The following is a 20,090-nucleotide window of genomic DNA, read 5'->3' as shown; positions in this document are numbered from 1 at the left end:
GGGTCATGCTAACCCCGTCGCGACCGGCGACGCAGAACGCGGGCTCGGGCTCGGGAGGAAACGATCATCACGCGAACCGCTCTCATCGGTGGCGGCGCCACCGGCATCGGCCACGCGGCGGCCGAGCACCTCGCGCGGACGGGCTACCGCGTGGTCATCGCCGGGCGCCGCGCCGAGGCGCTGGACGCCGCCGCCGTCCGGCTCAGGGAACGATCGGGCGCGGCCGTGCACACCGTGGTCTGTGACGTGTCCCGCGCCGACAGCGCGGAGGCGGCCGTGAGCGAGGTCGATAGCCGGTACGGCCCGCTCGGCGTCCTCGTGCTCAACGCGGGCGGGCCCCCTCCGGGGCGAATCCTGGAGATCGGCGACGAGCAGTGGCTGGAGGCGTACGAGTTGCTGCTGCTCGGGCCGCTGCGCATGGCCCGCATGGCCCTTCCGGGGATGGCCGCGCGCGGCTTCGGGAGGGTCGTCTTCGTCACGTCCACGGCGGTGCGGCAGCCGCAACCGGACCTGGCGGCGTCCGTCGTCCTCAGGTCCGCGGTCACGGCGGCGGCCAAGCTGCTCTCGCGTGAGTTCGCCGCCGACGGGGTGACGGTCAACTGCCTGGCCCCGGGCGCCACCGCGACCGAGCGCCGCAGGCGGATTCTGGAGAGCCGGGCCCGGGCCACGGGACGCGGTCATGACGAGCTGGACGCGGCGGATGTCGCGGACATCCCGGCCGGCCGGCCCGGCCGGCCCGAGGAGATCGGGGCGGCGGTGGCCTTCCTGGCTTCCACGGCCGCGAGCTACATCAACGGGACCGTGCTCACGGTCGACGGTGGAAGGACGGAAACGATCTGATGGCGCAATCCGGCTCCGACTTCAGCATGGCCGAGTTCCTCGGCGCGATCTCCGCCACCGTACGGCCGAGCCCGGCGCGGCCGATCGTCGTGCGCTCCACGGACCTGGAAGAGCTCCCCGCGGACCAGGTGCACAACCCGACCACCCTGTCCATCGCGGGCAGGCTGCCGACCACCACCTTCGAGATCTTCCGGCAGACGATCCCGCCCGGCCTGAGCTCCGACATGCAGCGGCACCACCACGAGACGGTGCACTTCGTCATCTCGGGCGAGGGGCACAGCGAGGTCGAGGACGAGACCGAGTCGTGGTCGGCCGGCGACTTCGTCTACACCCCGCCCTGGACCTGGCACCGCCACTACAACGACTCCGCCGAGCATCCGGTCGAGTTCCTGACCATCGAGAACTCCCGCCTGCTGGGCCTGCTCGGCCTCGGACGGCGGCAGAGCGCCGGCCTGGCGACCCTCGAGGAGGCCCGCGCTCTCTTCGAGGGGGACAGATCATGAGCCACTTCTTCGAGAAGGACAGAGCATGAACCACATCAGCATCTGGGGCGAGCTGGCCGACGTCGGCCACGAACTGTCGCACGTGGACGTCGACGGTGTGCGCACCAGGGTCCTGCGGGCCGGATCAGGCCCGGACCTCATCCTGCTGCACGGCACCGGCGGGCACCTGGAGGCCTATGCCCGTGACATCGCGGGCCTGGCCGCCGACTTCCGCGTCACCGCCTACGACATGGTCGGCCACGGCTGGTCCGATCTGCCGGACAGGCCGTACACGATCGACGTGCTGTCCGACCACCTGATCGGCCTGATGGACGCCCTGGGCATCGAGGCCGCGCACCTGTCGGGCGAGTCGCTGGGCGGCTGGGTGGCGGCCTGGGCGGCTGCCCGCCATCCGGATCGGGTGGCCCGCCTGGTGCTGAACACCCCCGGCAACATCGCCAACAAGCCGGAGGTGATGACCCGGCTGCGCGACAGCACCATGGCCGCGGTCCGCGACCCCAGCGAGGAGACAGTGCGCCGCCGGGTGGAGTTCCTCTTCCATCACAAGGAGATGGTGACCGGCGAGCTGGTGAACCTGCGGCGCGCGGTCTACAGCCGCCCCGGATTCCTGCGGGCGATCACCAACACGCTCGTGCTGCAGGACCCGGAGGTGCGCAAGGACTTCGCGTGGGGTCCGTCCTGGGTGGGCCGCATCGCCGCGCCGACCCTGCTGCTGTGGACCGAACACGATCCCACGGGCGGGCTCGACGAGGCCGCGATGCTCCTGGAGTGGCTGCCCGACGCCCGCCTGCACGTGATCGCGGACGCCGGCCACTGGCCGCAGTGGGAGAAGCCCGAGGAGTACCTGCGCGCCCACCGCGACTTCCTCGTCCTCGGCAAGGACCCCGCATGAGCGAGATCGTCGGCCTCGTCGGCATGTCCCACTCCCCGTTCGCCACCCTGCTCCCGCCCCGGGAGCCGACGTGGCCCGGCGGCAGGTTCCTCGCCGACGCCGCGCGGGTGGCCGAGGCCGTGGCCCGCCTGGCGCCGGACGCCGTGGTCGTCATCGGGCCCGATCACTTCCACGCGAACTTCTACGACGTCATGCCGCCCTTCGTGCTCGGTGTGGAGGAGGCCGTCGGCTTCGGCGACTTCGGCAGCAGATCCGGCCCGCTGCCGGTCGCGACGCAGCTCGCCTGGTCGATCAGGGACATGCTGGCGGACGCCGGGTTCGACCTGTCGCTGTCCTACTCGCTCACGGTCGACCACGGCGTCGTGCAGAGCTACGAGATGGTTTCGGGCGGCGCCGAGATCCCGCTCGTCCCCATGGTGGTCAACACCGCCGCCCCGCCGCTGCCCGGCCTGTCGCGCTGCGTGCAGCTCGGCGCCGCGCTCGGCTCCGTGATCAGGGCCTCCGCGTTCGCGGGGCGGGTCCTCATCGTCGCCAGCGGCGGGCTGTCGCACTGGCTGCCGTCCAACGACCCTCGCGACCCCTCCGTGGACGGGGCGCGGCGGGAGGCGGTGATCCACGGGCGCGCGGACACCCGCGCCTTCGCCGCCGCGCGTGAGCCGCTGGTCCGCGCCATGGGGGGCGATCCCAACGCCCGCGTCAACGCCGACTGGGACCGCTGGTTCCTGGAGCGTCTCGGCGCCCCCGACCTGACGCCGGTCAGCGCGCTGAGTGACGAGGACATCGAGGAGCACGCCGGCCGGGGCGGGCACGAGATCAGGACCTGGCTGATCGGGCTAGCCGCGGTGGCGCGGCCGTTCGTGTGGACGAGCTACGAGCCGGTACCGGAGTGGATCACCGGCATGGGCATCGGGACGACGTTCCATGTCGATTGAGAGAGCCTCTGAGAGAGCGCCTGAGAGAGCGCCTGAGAGAGCGCCTGAGAGAGCGCCTGAGAGAGCGTCGATCGAGAAGGCGCTGCTCCGGCTCACCGCCGCTCGCGCCGACCGGCGGCCCTGCCCTCCGGTGCGGGATCTGCTGCCGCGCGGCGACGTCGACGCGGCCTACGCCGTCCAGTCCGCGTGGGTCGCCGACCGGATCGAGGCCGGTCGCAGGGTCGTCGGCCGCAAGATCGGGCTCACCAACCCGGCCGTGCGGGCACAGCTGGGTGTCGATCAGCCCGACTTCGGGGTGCTGCTCGACGACATGATCTGTACGGCGGACGCGCCGATCGACGCCACCCGCACGCTGCAGCCGAAGATCGAAGCCGAGATCGCGTTCGTGCTCGCGAGCGACCTCGACGGCGGCGTGACGGGCCCGGCCGAGGTCGCGGCCGCGACCGCCTCGATCGTCGCCGCGCTGGAGATCGTCGACAGCAGGATCGCCGGCTGGGACATCGACATCGTCGACACCATCGCCGACAACGCCTCCTCCGGCCTGTTCGTGCTCGGTGACCACCCCAGGGAGCTCGGCGATCTCGACCTGGCAGGCGTCTCCATGACGCTGCGCCGAGGCGGGGAGGTGGTCTCGACGGGATCGGGAGCCGCGTGCCTCGGCGATCCCCTCGCCGCGGTCGCCTGGCTGGCCGCCACCGCGCGCGACCACGGGCGGCCGCTCCGGGCCGGCGACATCGTGCTGTCCGGCGCGCTGGGCCCCATGGTCCCCGTCGCTCCCGGCGACGGCTTCACGGCGGAGATCAGCGGCCTCGGTGAGGTCAGCGCGGCATTTGCGGGAGGTTCTTCGTGAAAGTGGCGGTGATCGGCTCGGGCAACATCGGCACCGATCTCATGATCAAAGTGCTCAGGCACGGCAAGAGCCTGGAGATGGGCGCGATGGTCGGCATCGACCCGGCATCCGACGGCCTCGCGCGGGCCGACCGGCTCGGCGTGCCCACGACCGCCGGCGGCGTCGACGGTCTCATCGCCATGCCCGGCTTCGCGGACATCCGGCTCGTCTTCGACGCCACCTCCGCCTCGGCCCACGAGGTGAACGCCCGCGCGCTGGCCCCGTACGGCAAGCGACTGGTGGACCTCACCCCGGCCGCGATCGGCCCGTTCGTCGTCCCGGCGGTCAACCTGGACGATCACGTGGACGCGCCGAACCTGAACATGGTCACCTGCGGCGGCCAGGCGACGATCCCCGTGGTGGCCGCGGTGGCGAGCGTGGCCGCGGTGCCGTACGCGGAGATCGTCGCGTCGATCGCCTCGCGCTCGGCCGGGCCGGGCACCCGCGCCAACATCGACGAGTTCACCCGGACCACCGCGGCCGCGATCGAGTCGGTCGGCGGCGCCGGCCGCGGCAAGGCGGTGATCATCCTCAACCCCGCCGAGCCTCCGCTGATCATGCGTGACACCGTCTTCTGTCTGGTGGACGCCCCGGACCCGGACGTTCACGGCGGGATCGTCGCGGCCGTCGAGCGCATGGTCGCCGACGTGGCGGCCTACGTGCCCGGCTACCGGCTCAAGCGGCCGGTGCAGATCACGGCGGTCGACGACCGCCGGGCGACGCATCAGGTGAGCGTGTTCCTCGAGGTCGAGGGCGCGGCGCACTACCTCCCGGCGTACGCCGGCAACCTCGACATCATGACCTCGGCGGCCCTGCGGGTCGGCGAGCGGATCGCGGAGCTGACATGACCCTCTTCATCCAGGACGTCACGTTGCGGGATGGGATGCACGCCACGCTCCACCGTTTGGAGCCCGGCAAGGCCGCGGAGATTGCCGCGGCCCTCGACGCGGCCGGTGTCGACGCGATCGAGGTCGCGCACGGCGACGGCCTCGCCGGGGCGAGCATCGCCTACGGGTTCGGCAGCCACACCGACGCGGAGTGGATCGAAGCCGTCGCGGCGAGCGTCTCCAGAGCCCGGCTGACGACGCTGCTGCTGCCGGGCATCGGCACGGTCGCGGAGCTGAGACACGCGTACGAACTCGGCGTTCGCTCAGTGCGGATCGCCACGCACTGCACGGAGGCCGACATCGCGGCCCAGCACATCGCCACCGCGCGCGACCTCGGCATGGACGTCTCGGGCTTCCTGATGATGAGCCACCGGGCTCCGGCCGCCGAGCTGGCCCGGCAGGCGGCGCTGATGGAGTCGTACGGCGCGCACTGCGTCTACGTGACCGACTCCGGCGGCGGCCTCACCATGGGCGGGGTTCGCGAGCGGGTCCGCGCCTACCGCGACGCCCTCGATCCCCGCACCGAGATCGGCATCCACGCGCACGAGAACCTCTCGTTGTCGGTCGCCAACTCGCTGGCCGCGGTGGAGGAGGGCGCCACCCGCGTCGACGCCTCGCTCGCCGGCCACGGCGCCGGAGCGGGCAACTGCCCGATCGAGGCGTTCGTCGCCGTCGCCACGCTCGAGGGCTGGGAGCACGGCTGCGACCTGTTCGCCCTGCAGGACGCCGCCGACGACCTGGTCCGCCCGCTCCAGGACCGCCCGGTGCGGGTCGACCGCGAGACCCTCACGCTCGGCTACGCGGGGGTCTACTCCAGCTTCCTCCGGCACGCGGAGACCGCCGCCGCGAGGTACGGCATCGACGTGCGCTCCCTGCTCCTCGAAGCCGGCCGGCGCGGCCTGGTGGGCGGGCAGGAGGACATGCTCGTGGACATCGCTCTGGAGGAGTCCCTTGCCGGTGCGTAGCGGGTGATGCGGGCTCATGGGCGGAGTGCCTCTTCCACATAGCGGACTGTGCGGGCGGCTCCGTGTCCTTGCTCGTCGAGGTCCGGGTTGTAGATGGTGAGCGTCCAACCCGCGCACGCCGGCCGGCGGAGGGCGGAGGAGGTGAGTTCGGTGAGCTGCTCCCAGGTCAGGCCGCCTGGTTGGGGGTAGTCCACCGCGCTCAGTTGGTCGGTGGCCAGTACGTCGAGGTCCACGTGCAGCCACCAGCGTGGTGCCGATCTCTCGATGGTGGCGATGGCGTCGGCCACCGACCGCGCGATCCGGCCGGTGAGGTCCTGGTCGGTGGCGAACCAGAGCGATCCCCGCAGGGAGGCGATCCCGTGTTCGACGAGTTCCGCGCTGTCGCGTGGGCCCAGCAGGGCGGTGGTCTCCGGGCGCAGCGCCTGGATCTCATCGGTGAGGATGCCGGCCTCGGTCACGCCCAGGGCCAGGCCGAGCTCGCAGTCCGCGGCCTCGCCCGTCAGGGAGGCCGCGGGTGGCCAGGCGTCCTCGTGGCCGTCCATGAAGAGCAGGCCTGTGGCGCCGTGAACCTCCTGGCAGGCGGTGAGCGCGCCGAGCAGCACCGCGCAGTCGCCGCCGAGGAGCAGTACGAAGGCGTCGTCCGTCAGGCTCGCCGCCACCTTCCGGTGGACATTGTTGATCATGGAGGTCAGGGCCTCCTCGGCCAGGAGGCCGGACCGGTCGCCCCGCAGGGGTACGGGGGTGCTGAACGTGACGTCGCCGAGGTCTCTGATCTCGTGGCTGCCGGACGCCGATGCCGCGGGGATCAGGCCGGCGTGGCGGAGCGCCGCCGGGGCTCGCGCCACGCCGTCGCCGCGGCCCGCGGAGTTGAACCCGGCGCCCAGGACATCGATTCTCGCCATCTCTCCTCTCTACCCAGGCGGGCGCTCAGTCCGTGACGGTGGGCCGAACTTCCCGTTCTGAGCTGCGCGTTCCCCGGCCGTCGGTGACGGCACCACGCGTCGGGAGGTCGTAGGGGCGCTTGGCGAGCGGCTCTTGCGAATCAGGGCTGGTGCGGTCGTGCATCATGATCCGCCTATGTTGCCTCCTCTGTTGAGCCAGGCGCGTACCGACCCGCCGTCGTAGATCACGACGTAGTCGGCCTTGCCGTCGCCGCTGATGTCGCGGAAGGTCGACTTGTTGCCGGGGTATCCGGTCTCGTTGACGAAGTAGAGGTAGGGGGTGAAGCCGCCGCCTCCGCCTCCGCCGTCGTTGATGTAGGCGTGCACCGCCCCGCTGTTGCCGATCATGAGGTAGTCGGCCTTGCGGTCGCCGTCGACGTCGGCCAGGCGCAGCTTGTCCCGGCTGCCGTAGGAGACCCCGGGCGCCCAGTTCAGATGCTCCTCCCACTGCACCTTGTAGCGATCCTTGGGGTGGGCGAAGTTGAAGTAGGCGTGGACGGAGCCGTCCTCGCCGGTGCGCAGGTAGTCGTCGCGGCCGTCACCGTTGACATCGGCGAAGCGGAGTGCTTCCCGGGTGGCACCCTTGACGCCGGGGGCGATGACGCGCAGGTCGGTCCAGTGGTAGGGGCCGTCGGCGGCTCCGGGACCGTTGTTCTGCCAGGCTCGAACCGATCCGGCCTCGCCGACCAGCAGGTAGTCGTCACGGCCGTCGCCGTTGACGTCGGCGAAGCGCACCGCTTCGGGGCCGTGGCCGCGACCGGGCGAGATGATCTCCTGGTCCTCCCAGTTCGGTTTGCCAGGCTGCCCCACGGTGTTCAGCGCCGCTCGCACCGAGCCGTCGGCAGCGATCCGCACATAGTCGCCGCGGTTGTCGCCGTCCAGTTCGACGATGTCGGTCCGGCCTTGAGGTCGGTCCATGCCGGGGGCGATCACACCCAGGGCCCGCCAGCCGGGGCCGGCCGCGCTTTCGTCAGCGGGCTCCTCTACCGCGCATCCCTTGCCCGAACCGTCGACCGGGTCCTTGAGCCACCCGTCGTTGTAGGACTCTATGACGCCCCTGATAAAGGCCATGGCCATCTTCAGGTAGCCGTTGTCGTTGGGATGCGCCGGCTGGGCGAGATCGCTGGTGGTCACCGCGTTCATATTGACCAGCCGCACGTGCTTGCCCTGGTCGCGGCGCTGCTGGACGATCTTCGGAATTCTCTTGTTGTAGGCGTCGATGCGCGACTGGAGACCAGCCTTCGTCGAAGGCACGAGGGTGGCGACGAGCACGGTGGTCTCGGGGGCGTCGTCGAGGATCTGATCGATCAGGGCGCCCAGCCGTTCCGGCGCGGTGGACAGGTGGTAACCCTGATTCATGTCGTTGGTGCCGATGTGTAGGGTCACGACGTTGGGCCGGTACATGGGGACGGCGCAGGCTGCGGCGTTCACGATCTGGTCGATTCGCTTGCCGGGATAGCCCTCGTGGTCTCGGTCCGCTTGTTGTGGCCCATCGCGCTGGGTACCGACCATGTCGAGCGAACTCCCCGCCAGCGTTACCTTCAGTATGGTCTGCAGGGGGAGGCGGTAACCGGCTTGGCTGGAACTGCCGATGCCGTGGGTGATCGAGTCACCCAACGGCATCATCCTCACATCCGGAAGGTCAGGGTGGCCCGGGTCGCCCCCCGGCGGAACGTGATCCTCGTCGGGATTGAAGTCGATGCCCTCGGGCTTGGCGCTGGCGAGGTTCTTCTTGAAGCTGTCGTTCTGGTCCTTGATCCCTATTGAGGCGGAACCCCAGTCGGCCTCCGTCAGCTTGTCACGGATGCCGGAGGGATAGTGGTTCCAGCCCACCAGGCCCGGATACTGCCATGTGCCCTTGTGGTTCTCAGGCTCCTCGCTCGCGCTCGCCAGGCGGAACGCGTGCGTGAGGATGCCGTCCTTGTGGTAGACGATCTTGGGGTGTGTGCCCTCGAATGCGACGTCCTCGAACGGGTACGTCGAGTAGCCGCCGTGTGCCGACACCGATACATACGACGCCCTGCCCGGGTTCAGGCCCTCGTTCACCCACACCACGATGTGTTCCCAGTCGTGCCGATGGCCCTTGGTCTCGGGCAGGGGTAGTTGGTTGTCGTCGATCGAAGGTGCATTCATCACATCCTTCTCGAAGTACAGGTCGTACATGTAAGCGCACCACCCGTTCTGGTTGCACCGTGACCGCGAATACGCGTTGGTGCTGTCCAGATCCGACTCGTCCCGGCACCCTGCGGAGAACCCGCTGGTCGGGGTCATCCCCGGGTTCAACGTCCCGTCGGGGCCGATGGCGGGTGTCGGGTAGCAACCGTCCTCGTCGTAGTCGAGGGCCGGCTGCCACTTGCCGTCGGCCTCGGTGAAGCCGGCCGGCAGGGCGGGGGGCGGGTCCGCCCACGCAGGGCCGGTGGTGACTGTGGCGGTACCTGCGGCCAGTAAGACGGCACTCAGGAATAAGCTCGCAGCTTTGGCCACGCGCTTGAACATTCGGAATCTCCTTGTCATCGCAGGATCACGCGCCTTTGAACGCTCGGAGCGGTCGTCCGTCGGCCCCAAGATCATGTGGCCGAGACGCGTTCTGGGACTTCGCATCCGCAAGATGCGTCCGTCAGGCCAGGAGTTCGATTCATCGGCGAATTCGGCATGCACCGTCGGAGCCCAGCGCGCGCTGGGCCCCCGTGACGGTCAGCTCGACGGCCGTGAGGGGGTGGCATCACGCCGGGGATGGAACACCCGCAACCGCCGTACCAGCCCGCCCGCCTCCAGGAACTGCACCCACAGGACTGCCGGCGGGCAATGGAGAGGATCGTCGGCCGGCTTGATCAGGTCGGTCTCCCAGATGATCACCTCGTGGCCGGCTACGACGTTGGTCAGGTGGTGGCGCACACCTTCGTTGAGGACGCCGTCCATCACCTCTATGAGGGAGTCGAAGCCATGCGTGTGCTTGCCCTCTGCCCACGTCGTCTCCACTGCCGGTGACCATTGCGCCGCCAAGGCCTCGCCGAACGAGCCGTGGCGGGCGGCCCGCAGCGTCTCCTCGGCGTCGCGGCGGCGTGCCTCCGTCAGTGCCGCCACATCGTCGTGCGCCAGGCTCGCGGTCGCCAGCAACGCGTCGGAGATCTTGGCGCGCGCCTGGCTGAGCCGGCTGCGCACCGTGCCGATCGGCACCGCGCACAACTCCGCGATCTGGTCGTAGGCGGTCACCCCGGTGAAGTAGCGCAGCATCGTCACCAGTCGCAGGTTCGGCGACAGCTCCTGCAGGGCGCGCCAGATCCAGTCGCGCGTGGCGTACCGATCCAGCAGTTCCTCCGGGTCGGGCTCACCGCGCGGCGGCGCGAGCGACTCGATGTCGCCGACCGGCACCGGCGTTCTGGCGCGCAGCTGCATCCGGCAGACGTTGCGCACGACCGCCCGCAGCCACGCCCCCACCGCCTGCGCGTCGCGGACGTCCCCGATGCGGCGCAACGCGACCAGGGCCGCTTCCTGGACGGCGTCCTCGGCGTCGGGCCCGTACCCAAGGATGCTCAGCGCGACCGCGCGCATGTCCGCCTGGTATCGGGTCAGCAGCACCCCGAGAGCGCGGACATCCCCCGATTGCGCCTCACGGACCAGGTCAGCCTCGGCCGGCACCGCGTGAACCATGCGACCAAGGTTAGTGACGGCGATCTCGGTGATAGACGGAAGGCCGGAAATCCGCGCGGACAACGACCGTCACACCTGCCGCTGGCGCGGGAGTCGCATCCCGGATCGACCTCCACGTGATGACCGTGCCTCCGGACCAGGGGGTTCAGCCGCTGCGGGGAGCGGGCAGGGTGCGCGCCTCACGCGACAGGGTGATGAGGGGTGTGGTCCGCTGGTTCCAGACGACGGGCCAGGTTCAGGATGATCGAGTCGGGGAATCGCTTGGAGACCATGCGGGCGAAGAGGGCGTTGCGCCTTCCGTCGACGACGGAGGTCTTCCGCGTTCCAAGCGCCTTGAACGCGGTGGCGACGACCTGCTCGGCGGATCGCATGCCGGCGACGGTGGGGATCTTCTTGCCGGCCGTCATGGGCGTGTCGGTCGGCCCTGGGCACAGGGCCAGCATCCGCACGCCGGTGCCCGCCGTCTCGGTGCCGACCGCCTGGGTGAACGACAGGATGAATGCCTTACTCGCGGCGTAAGCAGCCATATAGGGGGTGGGCTGGAAGGCTCCGGCGCTCGCGACGTTGATGATCGTCCCGTGCCCGCGGGAGATCATGCCGGGCAGGAACCTGATCGTGGCGTCCATGACGGATTTGACGTTGAGGTCGACCAGCGCCGCCATCTGTTCCGGATCTGAGGCTGCGACCCGTCCTCGATAGCCGACGCCGGCGTTGTTGACCAGGAAGTCGATGGCCGATCCGAGGTCGTTGACGTGCTCGAAGAACCGCCGCGAGGCGTCCGGCGCGGCGAGGTCGAGATGCAGCGTGGCCACCTCGACGGCGTGTCTCGACCGCAGCGAGGTGGCCAGTTGGTCCAGCTTCCCGGCCGAACGCGCGACGAGGACGAGGTTGGCGCCGCGCGTGGCCAGTTCGGTGGCGAAAGCGGCGCCGATGCCGCTGGAAGCGCCGGTGACCAGCGCCGCCCGGCCCGCGAGCGGAGGTGAGTCCTGCATGTCGTCTCCCTAGGGTACTTGAGCTACTCAACGATATGCTTGAGCAGCTCAATGAAATTGTCAAGGAAGCCGTGTAGACTCGTCGCATGGGACGTACGCCGCCACCGCAGCAGGTGTCCTCCGCCGACCTGCTCAGCCAGCTTGTACAGGTCACCGGCACCGCCCAGGCGCAGATCGCCGCCGCACTGGCCGGATCCGGCCTGGCCGAATCCCTGGCCGGTGTGCTGTGGGCGCTGAATCCGCAGCAGGCACCGGTTTCCATGCGCGAACTCGCCAGGCGGCTGCGCTGCGATCCCTCCAACGTCACCCTGTTGAGCAGCAAGCTGGAGCAGGCCGGCCTGGTCGAGCGGGAGCCGCACCCTACCGACGGGAGGATCCGGGTCCTGGCGCTGACCCAGCGGGGCATCGACCTCTGGACGGAACTGGTCGATCACCTCGAGGCGACCTCACCGATCTTCACTCTCAGCCCCGATGAGCAACGACAACTGTCCGCACTCCTGGCAAAGATCCAGGCCGCCTCCCCCCGTTGACGCTCGGTCCTCCACTGCTGGGTGGCGAACTCCCGATCACGCTCTGCCGTCGCCCACGCTGCCGGGCACGCCGTACCTGGCCTCCATGGTGAGAACCGCCTCGTCCACGGAGCGTGCCATCGCGGCTGCGCTGGGAGACCAGGTCATGACCAGCATCCGTGGCCAGAAGACATAGTTCGCGATCATGCCGAGGAACTGGGTGGCCGCCGTTTCCGGATCGTCCAGCCGGACGGTTCCGGCCTCGCGCTCGGCTTGCAGGTATCGGCGGACCGCGTCGAAGAACGGCTCCTTGCCGAGCTTGAACTGGGTCTGGCCAAGTTCGGGGAAGCGCGGCGCCTCGGCGATGACGATGCGGAACAGGGCCACCATCCCGGGGCGGGTGAGAAGCGCGACGTACCTGTTGCCGATCGTCGTCAGCCCCGCCCGCAGATCGCCCGAGTCCGGAGTGACGTCACGCTCGTCCTCGACCTTCCAGTATTCGGTCACGATCGCGTCGAACAGCGCCGCCTTGGTGGGGAACTGCTTGAACAACGTCGCCTTGGAGACGTCGGCCTCCTCGGCGATCTTCGCTAGTGACGTCCCGTCGTATCCCGAGTCCATGAAGAGCCTGGTCGCGGCCTCGATGATGGCCGTCCGCTTCTGTTCGGCCAAGCGGCGGTGATAGGTCGAGGGCTCAGTGGTCACGACCCCATTATGCCCGAACACATGCGAGGTGAGTCACTCAACTCGCATAGCTTTTCGGGAAAGGACGCGTCATGGGACGCTTCGACGGCCAGACCGTGCTCATCACCGGCGGTACCGGCGGGATGGGCTCCAGCCACGCCCAGGCCTACCATCGCCAAGGCGCCAACGTCGTCATCGCGGTGACCGCGGCCGAAACCCTCTTCGGTCCCATCTCGATCCTCGTCAACAACGCTGGGATCCAGAACCCCGCCGCCCCGATCGAGCACACGCAGCGCCGCACGTGGGAGCGCGTGTTCGGCGTCAACATCACCGGGCGGTTCCTGGGCATCAGCGCCGTCGCGCCGTCCATGCGACGGGGCGGTGGCGGCGTGATCGTCAACATCGCCTCCACCATGGCCCACGGCGGAACCCCCTTCTATGCCCCTTACGTGGCCAGCAAGTGGGCGGTGCGCGGTCTCACCAAGAGTGCCGCTCTGGAACTGGGCCGCGACAACATCCGGGTCAACTCGATCCACCCCGGCGTCGTCTCGACGCCGCTGATCAACGAGCCCACGGTGGCGGGCCAGCCAGCCATCATCGACTCCTACTCGCCCGACGCCTTCGCCATCCCACGGCTCGCCGAACCCGAGGAGATCACAATCTCCTGCTCTTCATCACCTCTGCCGACGCGGCGTTCGCCACCGGCTCGGAGTTCGTGCTCGACGGTGGGCTCACGCTCGGTCCCGCGCTCCAGCACGATCTCGCCGGCGCCGCCGGCTGAGCAGAAGGAATGAGCAGGGGTTCAGCATGAACACCGATACGAGAAGCACGGTCCGCATCACCGTCAACGGGACGGTGCACGAGCGGCAGATCGACCACCGCACCACTCTGCTCGACCTGCTCCGGGAGACGCTGCGCCTCACCGGCACGAAGAAGGGGTGCGACCACGGGCAGTGCGGCGCCTGTACGGTCCTGGTGGACGGTCAGCGGATCCTGAGAAGCTGTACCGGCTCCCCGGAGACCAGCCCGACCGGGACACCACCCTCGGGCCAGGCGACCTCGTCACCGCCGTCGAACTGCCCGCGGCGACGGGAGTTTGTGCTCGGCGTGCTGACCCACGAGAACGTCTTCCGGCTGCGTGCCGACGCCGAGATCTCGATGGCGCACGCGGGCGCGCTGGCCGACCTTCTGCTGCTGCAGTCGAAGGACCTGGTCTTCCGGGGCCAACTCGTTGCGGCGGTGATCGCCGAGACTCTGGAGGCCGCTCGGGAAGGAGCCGCGGCGGTGGTCGTAGTCACGGAGGCGCAGGAGGCGCGGCTCGACCTGACCGTGGGAGATGACGAGGCATTCGTTCCAGACATCACCAATGACCTCAGCCCCGGGCACGTGGAACGCGGCGACGCTGACGTCGTCTTCGCGGATGCGCCGGTCCGGTTCGACGCGACCTACTCAACGGCGGCGCACTTCGCGATGCCCATGGAGCCGCATGCCGCCATGGCGACGTGGGACGGTGACCGGTTGACGGTGCACGCCTCGGATCAGGGGCCGCCGTGGGCGGCCGTGACATTGGCCGGTCTTCTTGGCCTGGCGCCTTCGGATGTCGAAGTCGTGGCCGAGCACGTGGGGGGTGGATTCGGGTCCAAGGCCGCTCCCAGGCCACCGATCATGCTGGCGGTGCTCGCCGCACGGCTGGTCGGCCGTCCGGTCAAGATCGCCCTCAACCGGCAACAGTCCACCAGCCTGACGACCTACCGGGGCCCTTCGCACCAGCGAATAAGGATCGGTGCGAGCGCGGACGGACTCATCTCGTCAGTGATCCACGAAACTACCGGGCAGACGTCGCGACTGACCACATACGCCGACCAGACAGTCAGCGCCACACGCCTCATGTACGCCGCCGAGCACTGTCGCACCACCACTCACGTCCTGCCGCTCGACGTCGCCACGCCGGCGTGGGTCCGGGCACCCGGGGAAGCTCCGGGCATGTTCGCGCTGGAGTCCGCCATGGACGAGCTGGCCGCACGGGTCGGGATGGACCCGATCGAACTGAGAGTGCTCAACGAGCCCCAGACCGATCCGGAGTCGGGGCTGCCCTTCTCCAGCCGCAACCTGGTGTCGTGCCTGCGGATCGGCGCGGAGCGGTTCGGCTGGTCTGACGTACGGCTGGAAATGGGCCGGGCCTCGCTGGGTCCGGCGCCGTTCGCGGGTGGCTCGATGGGAACCGCGTCCTGGGGCGCGGCCATCGAGTCCGCGTGCCGCGAGCTGCGAAAAAGGCTCCCGGCGACCGGCGCGGTCCCCGACGAGGGACTCGAAGCCAGCGCTGACACCAGCGAGGACATGGCGCCCCCGGCCGTTTCCCGGCACGCCTACGGTGCCCACTTCGCGGCCGTGCGGGTCGACCGGGACACCGGGGAAGTCCAGGTCGACCGCATGCTCGGGGTGTTCGCGACCGGCCGGATCATCAACCCGGTCACGGCGAAATCACAGGTGGTCGGCGCGATGGTCATGGGGATGGGGATGGCGCTGATGGAAGCCGGTGAGCCGGACACCCGGTTCGGCGGGTTCGTCACCCAGGACCTGGCCGGCTACCACGTGCCGGCCCACGCCGACGTTCGTCACGTCGACGCCGTCTTCCTGACAGGGGAGGATACGAACCTCGGCCCCATCGCCGGCAGAGGGGTGGGCGAGATCGGCATCGTCGGCATCGCCGCGGCCATCACCAACGCGATCCATAACGCTACGGGGATTCGCATCAGGGAGCTCCCGGTCCGCCCCGAGAACCTGCTGCCCCGGATCGCCGCCGGACCGGGTACAGGGAGCCGGCCTTGACGGGGGCGCCTCCCTCGACTGACCTGACCAAGGACTCGATGATGCCCCCGAACGAGAAAGCTCGTGATCGGCGGACGCTGGCGCTGCTCGCGACGAGCGCGGCGGCGTTCGCGATGCTGCAAACTCTCGTCAGCCCTGTTCTGTCCGCAATCCAACAGCAGCTCGGCACCACCCACGAAACCGTGTCCTGGGTCCTCATCGCCTATCTGCTCGCCGCGGCCGTCGCCACACCCGTCCTGGGCAAGATCGGGGATCTGGTCGCCAAGGACCGCGCGCTTCGCATCGCGCTCAGCACACTCGCCCTCGGCTGCCTCGTCGCCGCCCTGGCCCCGAACGTCACCGTGCTGCTCGTCGGCCGCGTCCTGCAGGGCTGCGGTGGCGCTGTGTTCCCGCTGTCCTTCGGTATCGTCCGCGACGAGTTCCCACCGAACCGTGTCCCCACGGCCATCGGCGTCCTCTCCGGCGTGCTGGGGCTCGGCGGCGGCATCGGGCTCGGCATGGCCTACGCGACGCTGACCAGCCTCGTCGTGCAGGCTGTACCAGCCACCCAGACCGGCACCGTGAGTGGCATGAACGCCAACATCCGCACCATCGGCGGCGCCGTGGGCACCGCGCTGGTCACCGCCATCGTCACAGCCGATCCGCAGGCGACCGGCTCCCCGAAGGAGAGCGGCTTCGTCGCCGGCGTCCTCACCCTCGCGCTGATGGCCACGGCGGCGACGATGCTCTGCCAGCTGGTACCGGCGTCCCGCCAGGGTCGCCTTCCGCGCCCCAAAGCCAGGTGCGCGTTTCGGAGGACGTAATGCGCGCGTCATTCCGGCTTCCTCGGGTCGCCATCGGGTGGGATGAGGGTGGCTGGCGGGGGCGTCCGAACGAGAGGCGCCCCTCGTCATGAGCGAGGAGCCTGACAGATGACCGACATCGACCGGCGAGGATTCCTGCGCACCGGGCTGACCGCCGCGACCTTCGGGGTCGTGGCGAGCGGACCGCTGGCGGCACTGTCCGCGCGCACCGCGGACGCGTCCACGATGGTGAAGCGCGCCTTCAGCCCCGACTACGGGCCGCTCCACCCGGTGAAGGACCACACCACGGGGCTGGAGCTGCTCAAGCTGCCCCGCGGGTTCGAGTATCTGACCCACGGCTGGACCGGCGACCGGATGACCGACGGGCGCCGCACCCCTCCCGCGCACGACGGCATGGCGGCGTTCAGGCCCGGCCACGCGCTCAAGGAGCGCACCGAGGCGGGCGGCGCCGGCGGTGCGGGCAAGGGCCACTGGACCGTGCTCGTGCGCAACCACGAGGTGGGCGACCTCAAGGGCGCGTTCGTCGACCCGGCGTACGACCCGGCCGCCGGCGGCGGGACCACGTCGCTGATCTTCGACACCCGCAGGGGCAAGTTCCTGAGCAGCTGGGCCAGCCTCGGCGGCACCGTCCGCAACTGCGCGGGCGGGCCGACGCCGTGGGGCAGCTGGCTGTCGTGCGAGGAGACCACGCTGATCAACGGCGAGTACCGGCACGGCTACGTCTTCGAGGTGCCGCACGACGGGGTCAGCGAGGCCAGGCCGTACAAGGAGATGGGGCGCTTCTCGCACGAGGCCGTGGCCGTGGACCCGGAGACCGGCTGGGTGTACGAGACCGAGGACGCCACCCCCAGCGGGTTCTACCGCTTCCGCCCCAAGGTCAGGGGCGACCTGGCGCGGGGCGGCGTGCTGGAGATGATGAAGATCGGCTCCTCGGCGTACACCACCTACGAGGACGGCACCGGCGTCACCTACCCCGAGATCGGGTGGGTCGCCATCGACGACCCCGACCCCGGTCCGAATCAGACCAGTGTCGTCCAGCAGGGCATCGCCAAGGGCGGCGCCTCGTTCCGCCGCCTGGAGGGCGCCTGGCACCATGAGGGCAAGATCTACATAGTCAGCACCAGCGGCGGCCCCACCGGGCAGGGCCAGGTGTTCGAGTACGACATCGCCGGCCGCAGCATGCGGGTGCTGTTCGCCTCGCCGAACGCGAGCGTGCTGAACAACCCCGACAACATCTGCGTCAGCCCGCGCGGCGGCATCGTGCTGTGCGAGGACGGCTCGGGCGTGGAGTACCTGCACGGGCTCACCACCGACGGAGAGATCTTCCCGTTCGCGGAGAACGCGGTCGTCATTCCCGCCGGCGGCGTGCGCGGCAAGAGCGTGGCGCCCGGCGACTACCGGGGCTCCGAGTGGTGCGGGTCGGTCTTCGACACCAAGGACGGCGGCTGGCTGTTCGCCAACATCCAGTCGCCCGGCATCACCTTCGCCATCACGGGGCCGTGGGAGAACGGCTCCCTCTGACGGCTCCCTCTGACGGCTCCCTCTGATGGCTCCGTCTGACGGACCGCGCGTGCCTGGTGCGGTCAGGGCACCAGGTACGCGCTGTCGCGGACGTCGGTGATGGCCATGAAGCCGGGGGCGTGGCCGATGGCGAACGGCGGGCGTGACCGCATGACCGCCGCCTGGGTCGTCACCCCGCAGGCCCAGAAGACGGGCAGCTCGCCGGGCCGCACCTCGACGGGGTCGCCGAAGTCGGGCTTGTCCAGGTCGGCGATGCCGAGCCGCGCCGGATCGCCCACGTGTACGGGGGCGCCGTGCACGGCGGGATAGCGGGAGGTGACGCGGACCGCGGCCGGTACGAGCTCGGCGGGGATCGGGCGCATCGACACCACCATCGGCCCGGACAGCTCCCCGGCGGGGCGGCAGGACAGGTCCGTGCGGTACATGGGCACGTTGGTCCCGGCCTCGATGTGGCGCACCGGCACGCCCTCCTCCAGGAGCGCGGCCTCGAAGGTGAAGCTGCAGCCGACGAGGAAGCAGACCAGGTCGTCGCGCCAGCGGGAGGCGACGTCCGTCAACTCCCCGACCTGCTCGCCGTGCTCGTACACGCGGTAGGCGCACAGGTCGGTGCGCAGGTCGCCGTCGAAGATCGAGGCGGAGACGTCACCGGGCTCGGTGACGTCCAGCACCGGGCACGCCCGCGGGTTGCGCTGCGCGAACAGCAGGAAGTCGTACGCGCGGTCCTTCGGCAGGGCGATGAGGTTGGCCTGCGTCCAGCCGGCGGACCAGCCTGACGTGGGCGTCCTCAGCCCTTCGCGGAAGAGCGCGCGGGCCTGCCTGGGGGTGAGCCGAGCCGGGTCCGAAGGCAGTTGCATCTCCATCCCTCTCTCTCAGATCATCCGGAAACGGATCCGTTGTCCGGGGCGGGCCTGGGCGGCCCGGTCGACGTCGCGGGCGCAGACCACCGCGATCACCGGGTAGCCGCCGGTCAGCGGGTGGTCGGCCAGGAAGAGCGTGGGCTGCCCCGAAGGCGGCACCTGCAGGGCACCGGGGACCATACCCTCGCTGGGCAGTTCCCCTTCCCGCGCCCGCTCCAGGACCGGGCCGCGCAGCCGCATGCCCACGCGGTTGCTCTCGGCGGTCACCTGGTACGGCTCCGCGCACAGGCTCTCCAGCGCCTCAGGTACGAACCAGTCGTCGCGCGGTCCGGCGAGCAGGTGCAGGAGGAGGTCGCCGCAGGCCGGGTCGGCGACAGGCGCGTGGTCCACGGCCGGGAACCGTTCGGGAGGCGGCCCGACCGGCAGCAGCGAACCCGGCGCCGGGCGCGGCGGGCCGAGTCCGGCCAGCGTGTCGGTGGCCAGGGAACCGAGCACCGGCGGCAGGTCGAGGCCGCCCCGCACGGCCAGGTAGGTGCGCAGGCCCCGCCCTGGCGCGCCGAGCCTGAGCGTGGCGCCGTCGGGGAACCGCTCGACGGCGTTGTGGCCGAGCTGCCGCTTCCTGCCGTCCGCTCCGGTGACCGTGGCCGGGCAGGGGGCGCCGGAGAGGGCGATGAGCAGGTCGCCGCGCGCGGTCACCCTCAGCCCGCCGAACGTGACCTCCAGGGCGGCGGCGCCCTCGGGGTTGGCCAGCAGCCGGTTGGCCAGCCGGAGCGAGCCCCGGTCGGCCGCGCCCGAGGGCCCCACGCCGAGGTGGCCGTGGCCCGGCCGGCCGAGGTCCTGGACCGTGGTCATGGGGCCGGGGGCCAGCACCTCCAGCATGCGCGCCTCACCCATGGACCGCCGCCTCCGCGAGCCCGCGGGCGGTTTCCGCAGACCGCGCGGGCGTTTCCGCAGACCGCGCGGGCGTCTCCGCAGACCGCGCGGACGTTTCCGCGGGCTGGGGGGACGCCTCTGTGAACCGGACGCGGATGCCGGGGCGCAGCAGTGCCGGCGGGTCGGCGGCGAGGTCCCAGACCGCCACGCGGGTCCGCCCGATGAGCTGCCAGCCCCCGGGCGACTCGCGCGGGTAGACGGCGCTGAACTCGGCCGCGAGCGCCACCGACCCGGCAGGAACCCGTACGCGTGACTCCGCCCGGCGGGGCACGACCAGCCGGGGGTCGCCGCCGACGAGGTAGCCGAACCCGGGAGCGAACCCGCAGAACGCCACGGTCCACGGCGTCCCGGTGTGCGCGGCGACCACCTCCCGCTCGGAGAGCCCGGACAGGGCCGCCACGTCCGCCAGGTCGGCGCCGTCGTACACGACCGGGATCTCCACCTCGCCGGCCCGCGCCCGCC

At 70.5% G+C, this 20,090-nt stretch carries 20 protein-coding genes; 12 read left to right on the top strand and 8 right to left on the bottom strand.

The features are described 5' to 3' along the window. Positions 1-63: 63 nt before the first annotated feature. From DQW85_RS08895 to dmpG, 7 genes are all read left to right on the top strand, one after another. On the top strand, positions 64-840 hold the full coding sequence (locus DQW85_RS08895) for an SDR family oxidoreductase (protein ID WP_162794849.1): 777 nt from the start codon (positions 64-66) through the stop codon (positions 838-840). Then, the gene (locus DQW85_RS08890; protein WP_113699890.1) at positions 840-1,343 is read left to right on the top strand and encodes a cupin domain-containing protein; all 504 of its coding nucleotides are present in this window, start codon (positions 840-842) and stop codon (positions 1,341-1,343) included. Before DQW85_RS08895 ends, DQW85_RS08890 begins: the two co-directional genes overlap by 1 nt. A gap of 25 nt (positions 1,344-1,368) precedes the next feature. Beyond that, on the top strand, positions 1,369-2,235 hold the full coding sequence (locus tag DQW85_RS08885; protein WP_113699889.1) for an alpha/beta fold hydrolase: 867 nt from the start codon (positions 1,369-1,371) through the stop codon (positions 2,233-2,235). Then, complete coding sequence (locus DQW85_RS08880; protein ID WP_113699888.1) at positions 2,232-3,167, top strand: DODA-type extradiol aromatic ring-opening family dioxygenase; 936 nt, start codon at positions 2,232-2,234, stop codon at positions 3,165-3,167. The genes DQW85_RS08885 and DQW85_RS08880 overlap by 4 nt, the downstream gene beginning before the upstream one ends. Before the next feature lie 130 nt (positions 3,168-3,297). Further along, positions 3,298-4,017, top strand: coding sequence for a 2-keto-4-pentenoate hydratase (locus DQW85_RS08875; protein ID WP_205314985.1), 720 nt, complete (start codon positions 3,298-3,300; stop codon positions 4,015-4,017). Continuing rightward, complete coding sequence (locus DQW85_RS08870) at positions 4,014-4,904, top strand: acetaldehyde dehydrogenase (acetylating) (protein WP_275888184.1); 891 nt, start codon at positions 4,014-4,016, stop codon at positions 4,902-4,904. Before DQW85_RS08875 ends, DQW85_RS08870 begins: the two co-directional genes overlap by 4 nt. Continuing rightward, positions 4,901-5,908, top strand: a complete 1,008-nt coding sequence (gene dmpG, locus DQW85_RS08865; RefSeq protein ID WP_113699885.1) for a 4-hydroxy-2-oxovalerate aldolase — start codon at positions 4,901-4,903, stop codon at positions 5,906-5,908. Before DQW85_RS08870 ends, dmpG begins: the two co-directional genes overlap by 4 nt. Before the next feature lie 14 nt (positions 5,909-5,922). Here dmpG and DQW85_RS08860 read toward each other — a convergent pair whose 3' ends face one another. From DQW85_RS08860 to DQW85_RS08845, 4 genes are all read right to left on the bottom strand, one after another. Further along, positions 5,923-6,810 (bottom strand): arginase family protein, encoded by an 888-nt coding sequence (locus DQW85_RS08860; protein ID WP_113699884.1) that lies wholly within the window; start codon positions 6,808-6,810, stop codon positions 5,923-5,925. Between the two features lie 162 nt (positions 6,811-6,972). Next, entirely contained in the window at positions 6,973-9,345 is a 2,373-nt protein-coding gene (locus tag DQW85_RS08855; protein WP_113699883.1) for an NPP1 family protein, read from the bottom strand. Between the two features lie 198 nt (positions 9,346-9,543). Continuing rightward, positions 9,544-10,500, bottom strand: a complete 957-nt coding sequence (locus DQW85_RS08850; RefSeq protein WP_113699882.1) for an RNA polymerase sigma factor — start codon at positions 10,498-10,500, stop codon at positions 9,544-9,546. A gap of 179 nt (positions 10,501-10,679) precedes the next feature. Next, a complete protein-coding gene (locus tag DQW85_RS08845) occupies positions 10,680-11,492 on the bottom strand; it encodes an SDR family NAD(P)-dependent oxidoreductase (protein ID WP_113699881.1) in 813 nt (270 codons plus the stop codon). Between the two features lie 86 nt (positions 11,493-11,578). On the opposite strand from DQW85_RS08845, the gene DQW85_RS08840 reads away from it, so the two are divergent. Next, positions 11,579-12,022, top strand: coding sequence for a MarR family winged helix-turn-helix transcriptional regulator (locus DQW85_RS08840; RefSeq protein WP_113699880.1), 444 nt, complete (start codon positions 11,579-11,581; stop codon positions 12,020-12,022). A gap of 36 nt (positions 12,023-12,058) precedes the next feature. Here DQW85_RS08840 and DQW85_RS08835 read toward each other — a convergent pair whose 3' ends face one another. Continuing rightward, positions 12,059-12,706, bottom strand: a complete 648-nt coding sequence (locus DQW85_RS08835) for a TetR/AcrR family transcriptional regulator (protein WP_113699879.1) — start codon at positions 12,704-12,706, stop codon at positions 12,059-12,061. Between the two features lie 71 nt (positions 12,707-12,777). On the opposite strand from DQW85_RS08835, the gene DQW85_RS08830 reads away from it, so the two are divergent. The 4 genes from DQW85_RS08830 to DQW85_RS08815 all read left to right on the top strand — a co-directional run bounded on the left by DQW85_RS08830 (position 12,778) and on the right by DQW85_RS08815 (position 17,838). Beyond that, positions 12,778-13,479 (top strand): SDR family NAD(P)-dependent oxidoreductase, encoded by a 702-nt coding sequence (locus tag DQW85_RS08830; RefSeq protein WP_240197036.1) that lies wholly within the window; start codon positions 12,778-12,780, stop codon positions 13,477-13,479. Between the two features lie 13 nt (positions 13,480-13,492). Next, positions 13,493-15,514: a molybdopterin-dependent oxidoreductase gene (locus DQW85_RS08825; protein WP_113699878.1), complete on the top strand. Its 2,022-nt coding sequence runs from the start codon at positions 13,493-13,495 to the stop codon at positions 15,512-15,514. Further along, complete coding sequence (locus DQW85_RS08820; RefSeq protein ID WP_205314984.1) at positions 15,511-16,317, top strand: MFS transporter; 807 nt, start codon at positions 15,511-15,513, stop codon at positions 16,315-16,317. The genes DQW85_RS08825 and DQW85_RS08820 overlap by 4 nt, the downstream gene beginning before the upstream one ends. A 108-nt stretch (positions 16,318-16,425) precedes the next feature. Further along, positions 16,426-17,838 carry a PhoX family protein gene (locus DQW85_RS08815; RefSeq protein ID WP_113699877.1) on the top strand — a complete coding sequence of 471 codons (1,413 nt, stop codon included), beginning with the start codon at positions 16,426-16,428 and terminating at the stop codon, positions 17,836-17,838. Positions 17,839-17,900: 62 nt separating this feature from the next. Here the strand turns inward: DQW85_RS08815 and DQW85_RS08810 are convergent, their stop codons facing one another. The 3 genes from DQW85_RS08810 to DQW85_RS08800 all read right to left on the bottom strand — a co-directional run. Beyond that, positions 17,901-18,692, bottom strand: a complete 792-nt coding sequence (locus DQW85_RS08810) for a putative hydro-lyase (protein ID WP_113699897.1) — start codon at positions 18,690-18,692, stop codon at positions 17,901-17,903. Positions 18,693-18,707: 15 nt separating this feature from the next. After that, positions 18,708-19,589: a 5-oxoprolinase subunit C family protein gene (locus DQW85_RS08805; RefSeq protein WP_113699876.1), complete on the bottom strand. Its 882-nt coding sequence runs from the start codon at positions 19,587-19,589 to the stop codon at positions 18,708-18,710. Beyond that, a partial coding sequence (locus DQW85_RS08800; RefSeq protein WP_162794848.1) for a 5-oxoprolinase subunit B family protein occupies positions 19,582-20,090 on the bottom strand: 509 nt, incomplete at its 5' end. The genes DQW85_RS08805 and DQW85_RS08800, both read right to left, overlap by 8 nt.

It is taken from the genome of Nonomuraea lactucae (assembly GCF_003313395.1).
Classification (GTDB): domain Bacteria; phylum Actinomycetota; class Actinomycetes; order Streptosporangiales; family Streptosporangiaceae; genus Nonomuraea; species Nonomuraea lactucae.
This window is presented reverse-complemented; position numbering and strand designations above follow the sequence as displayed.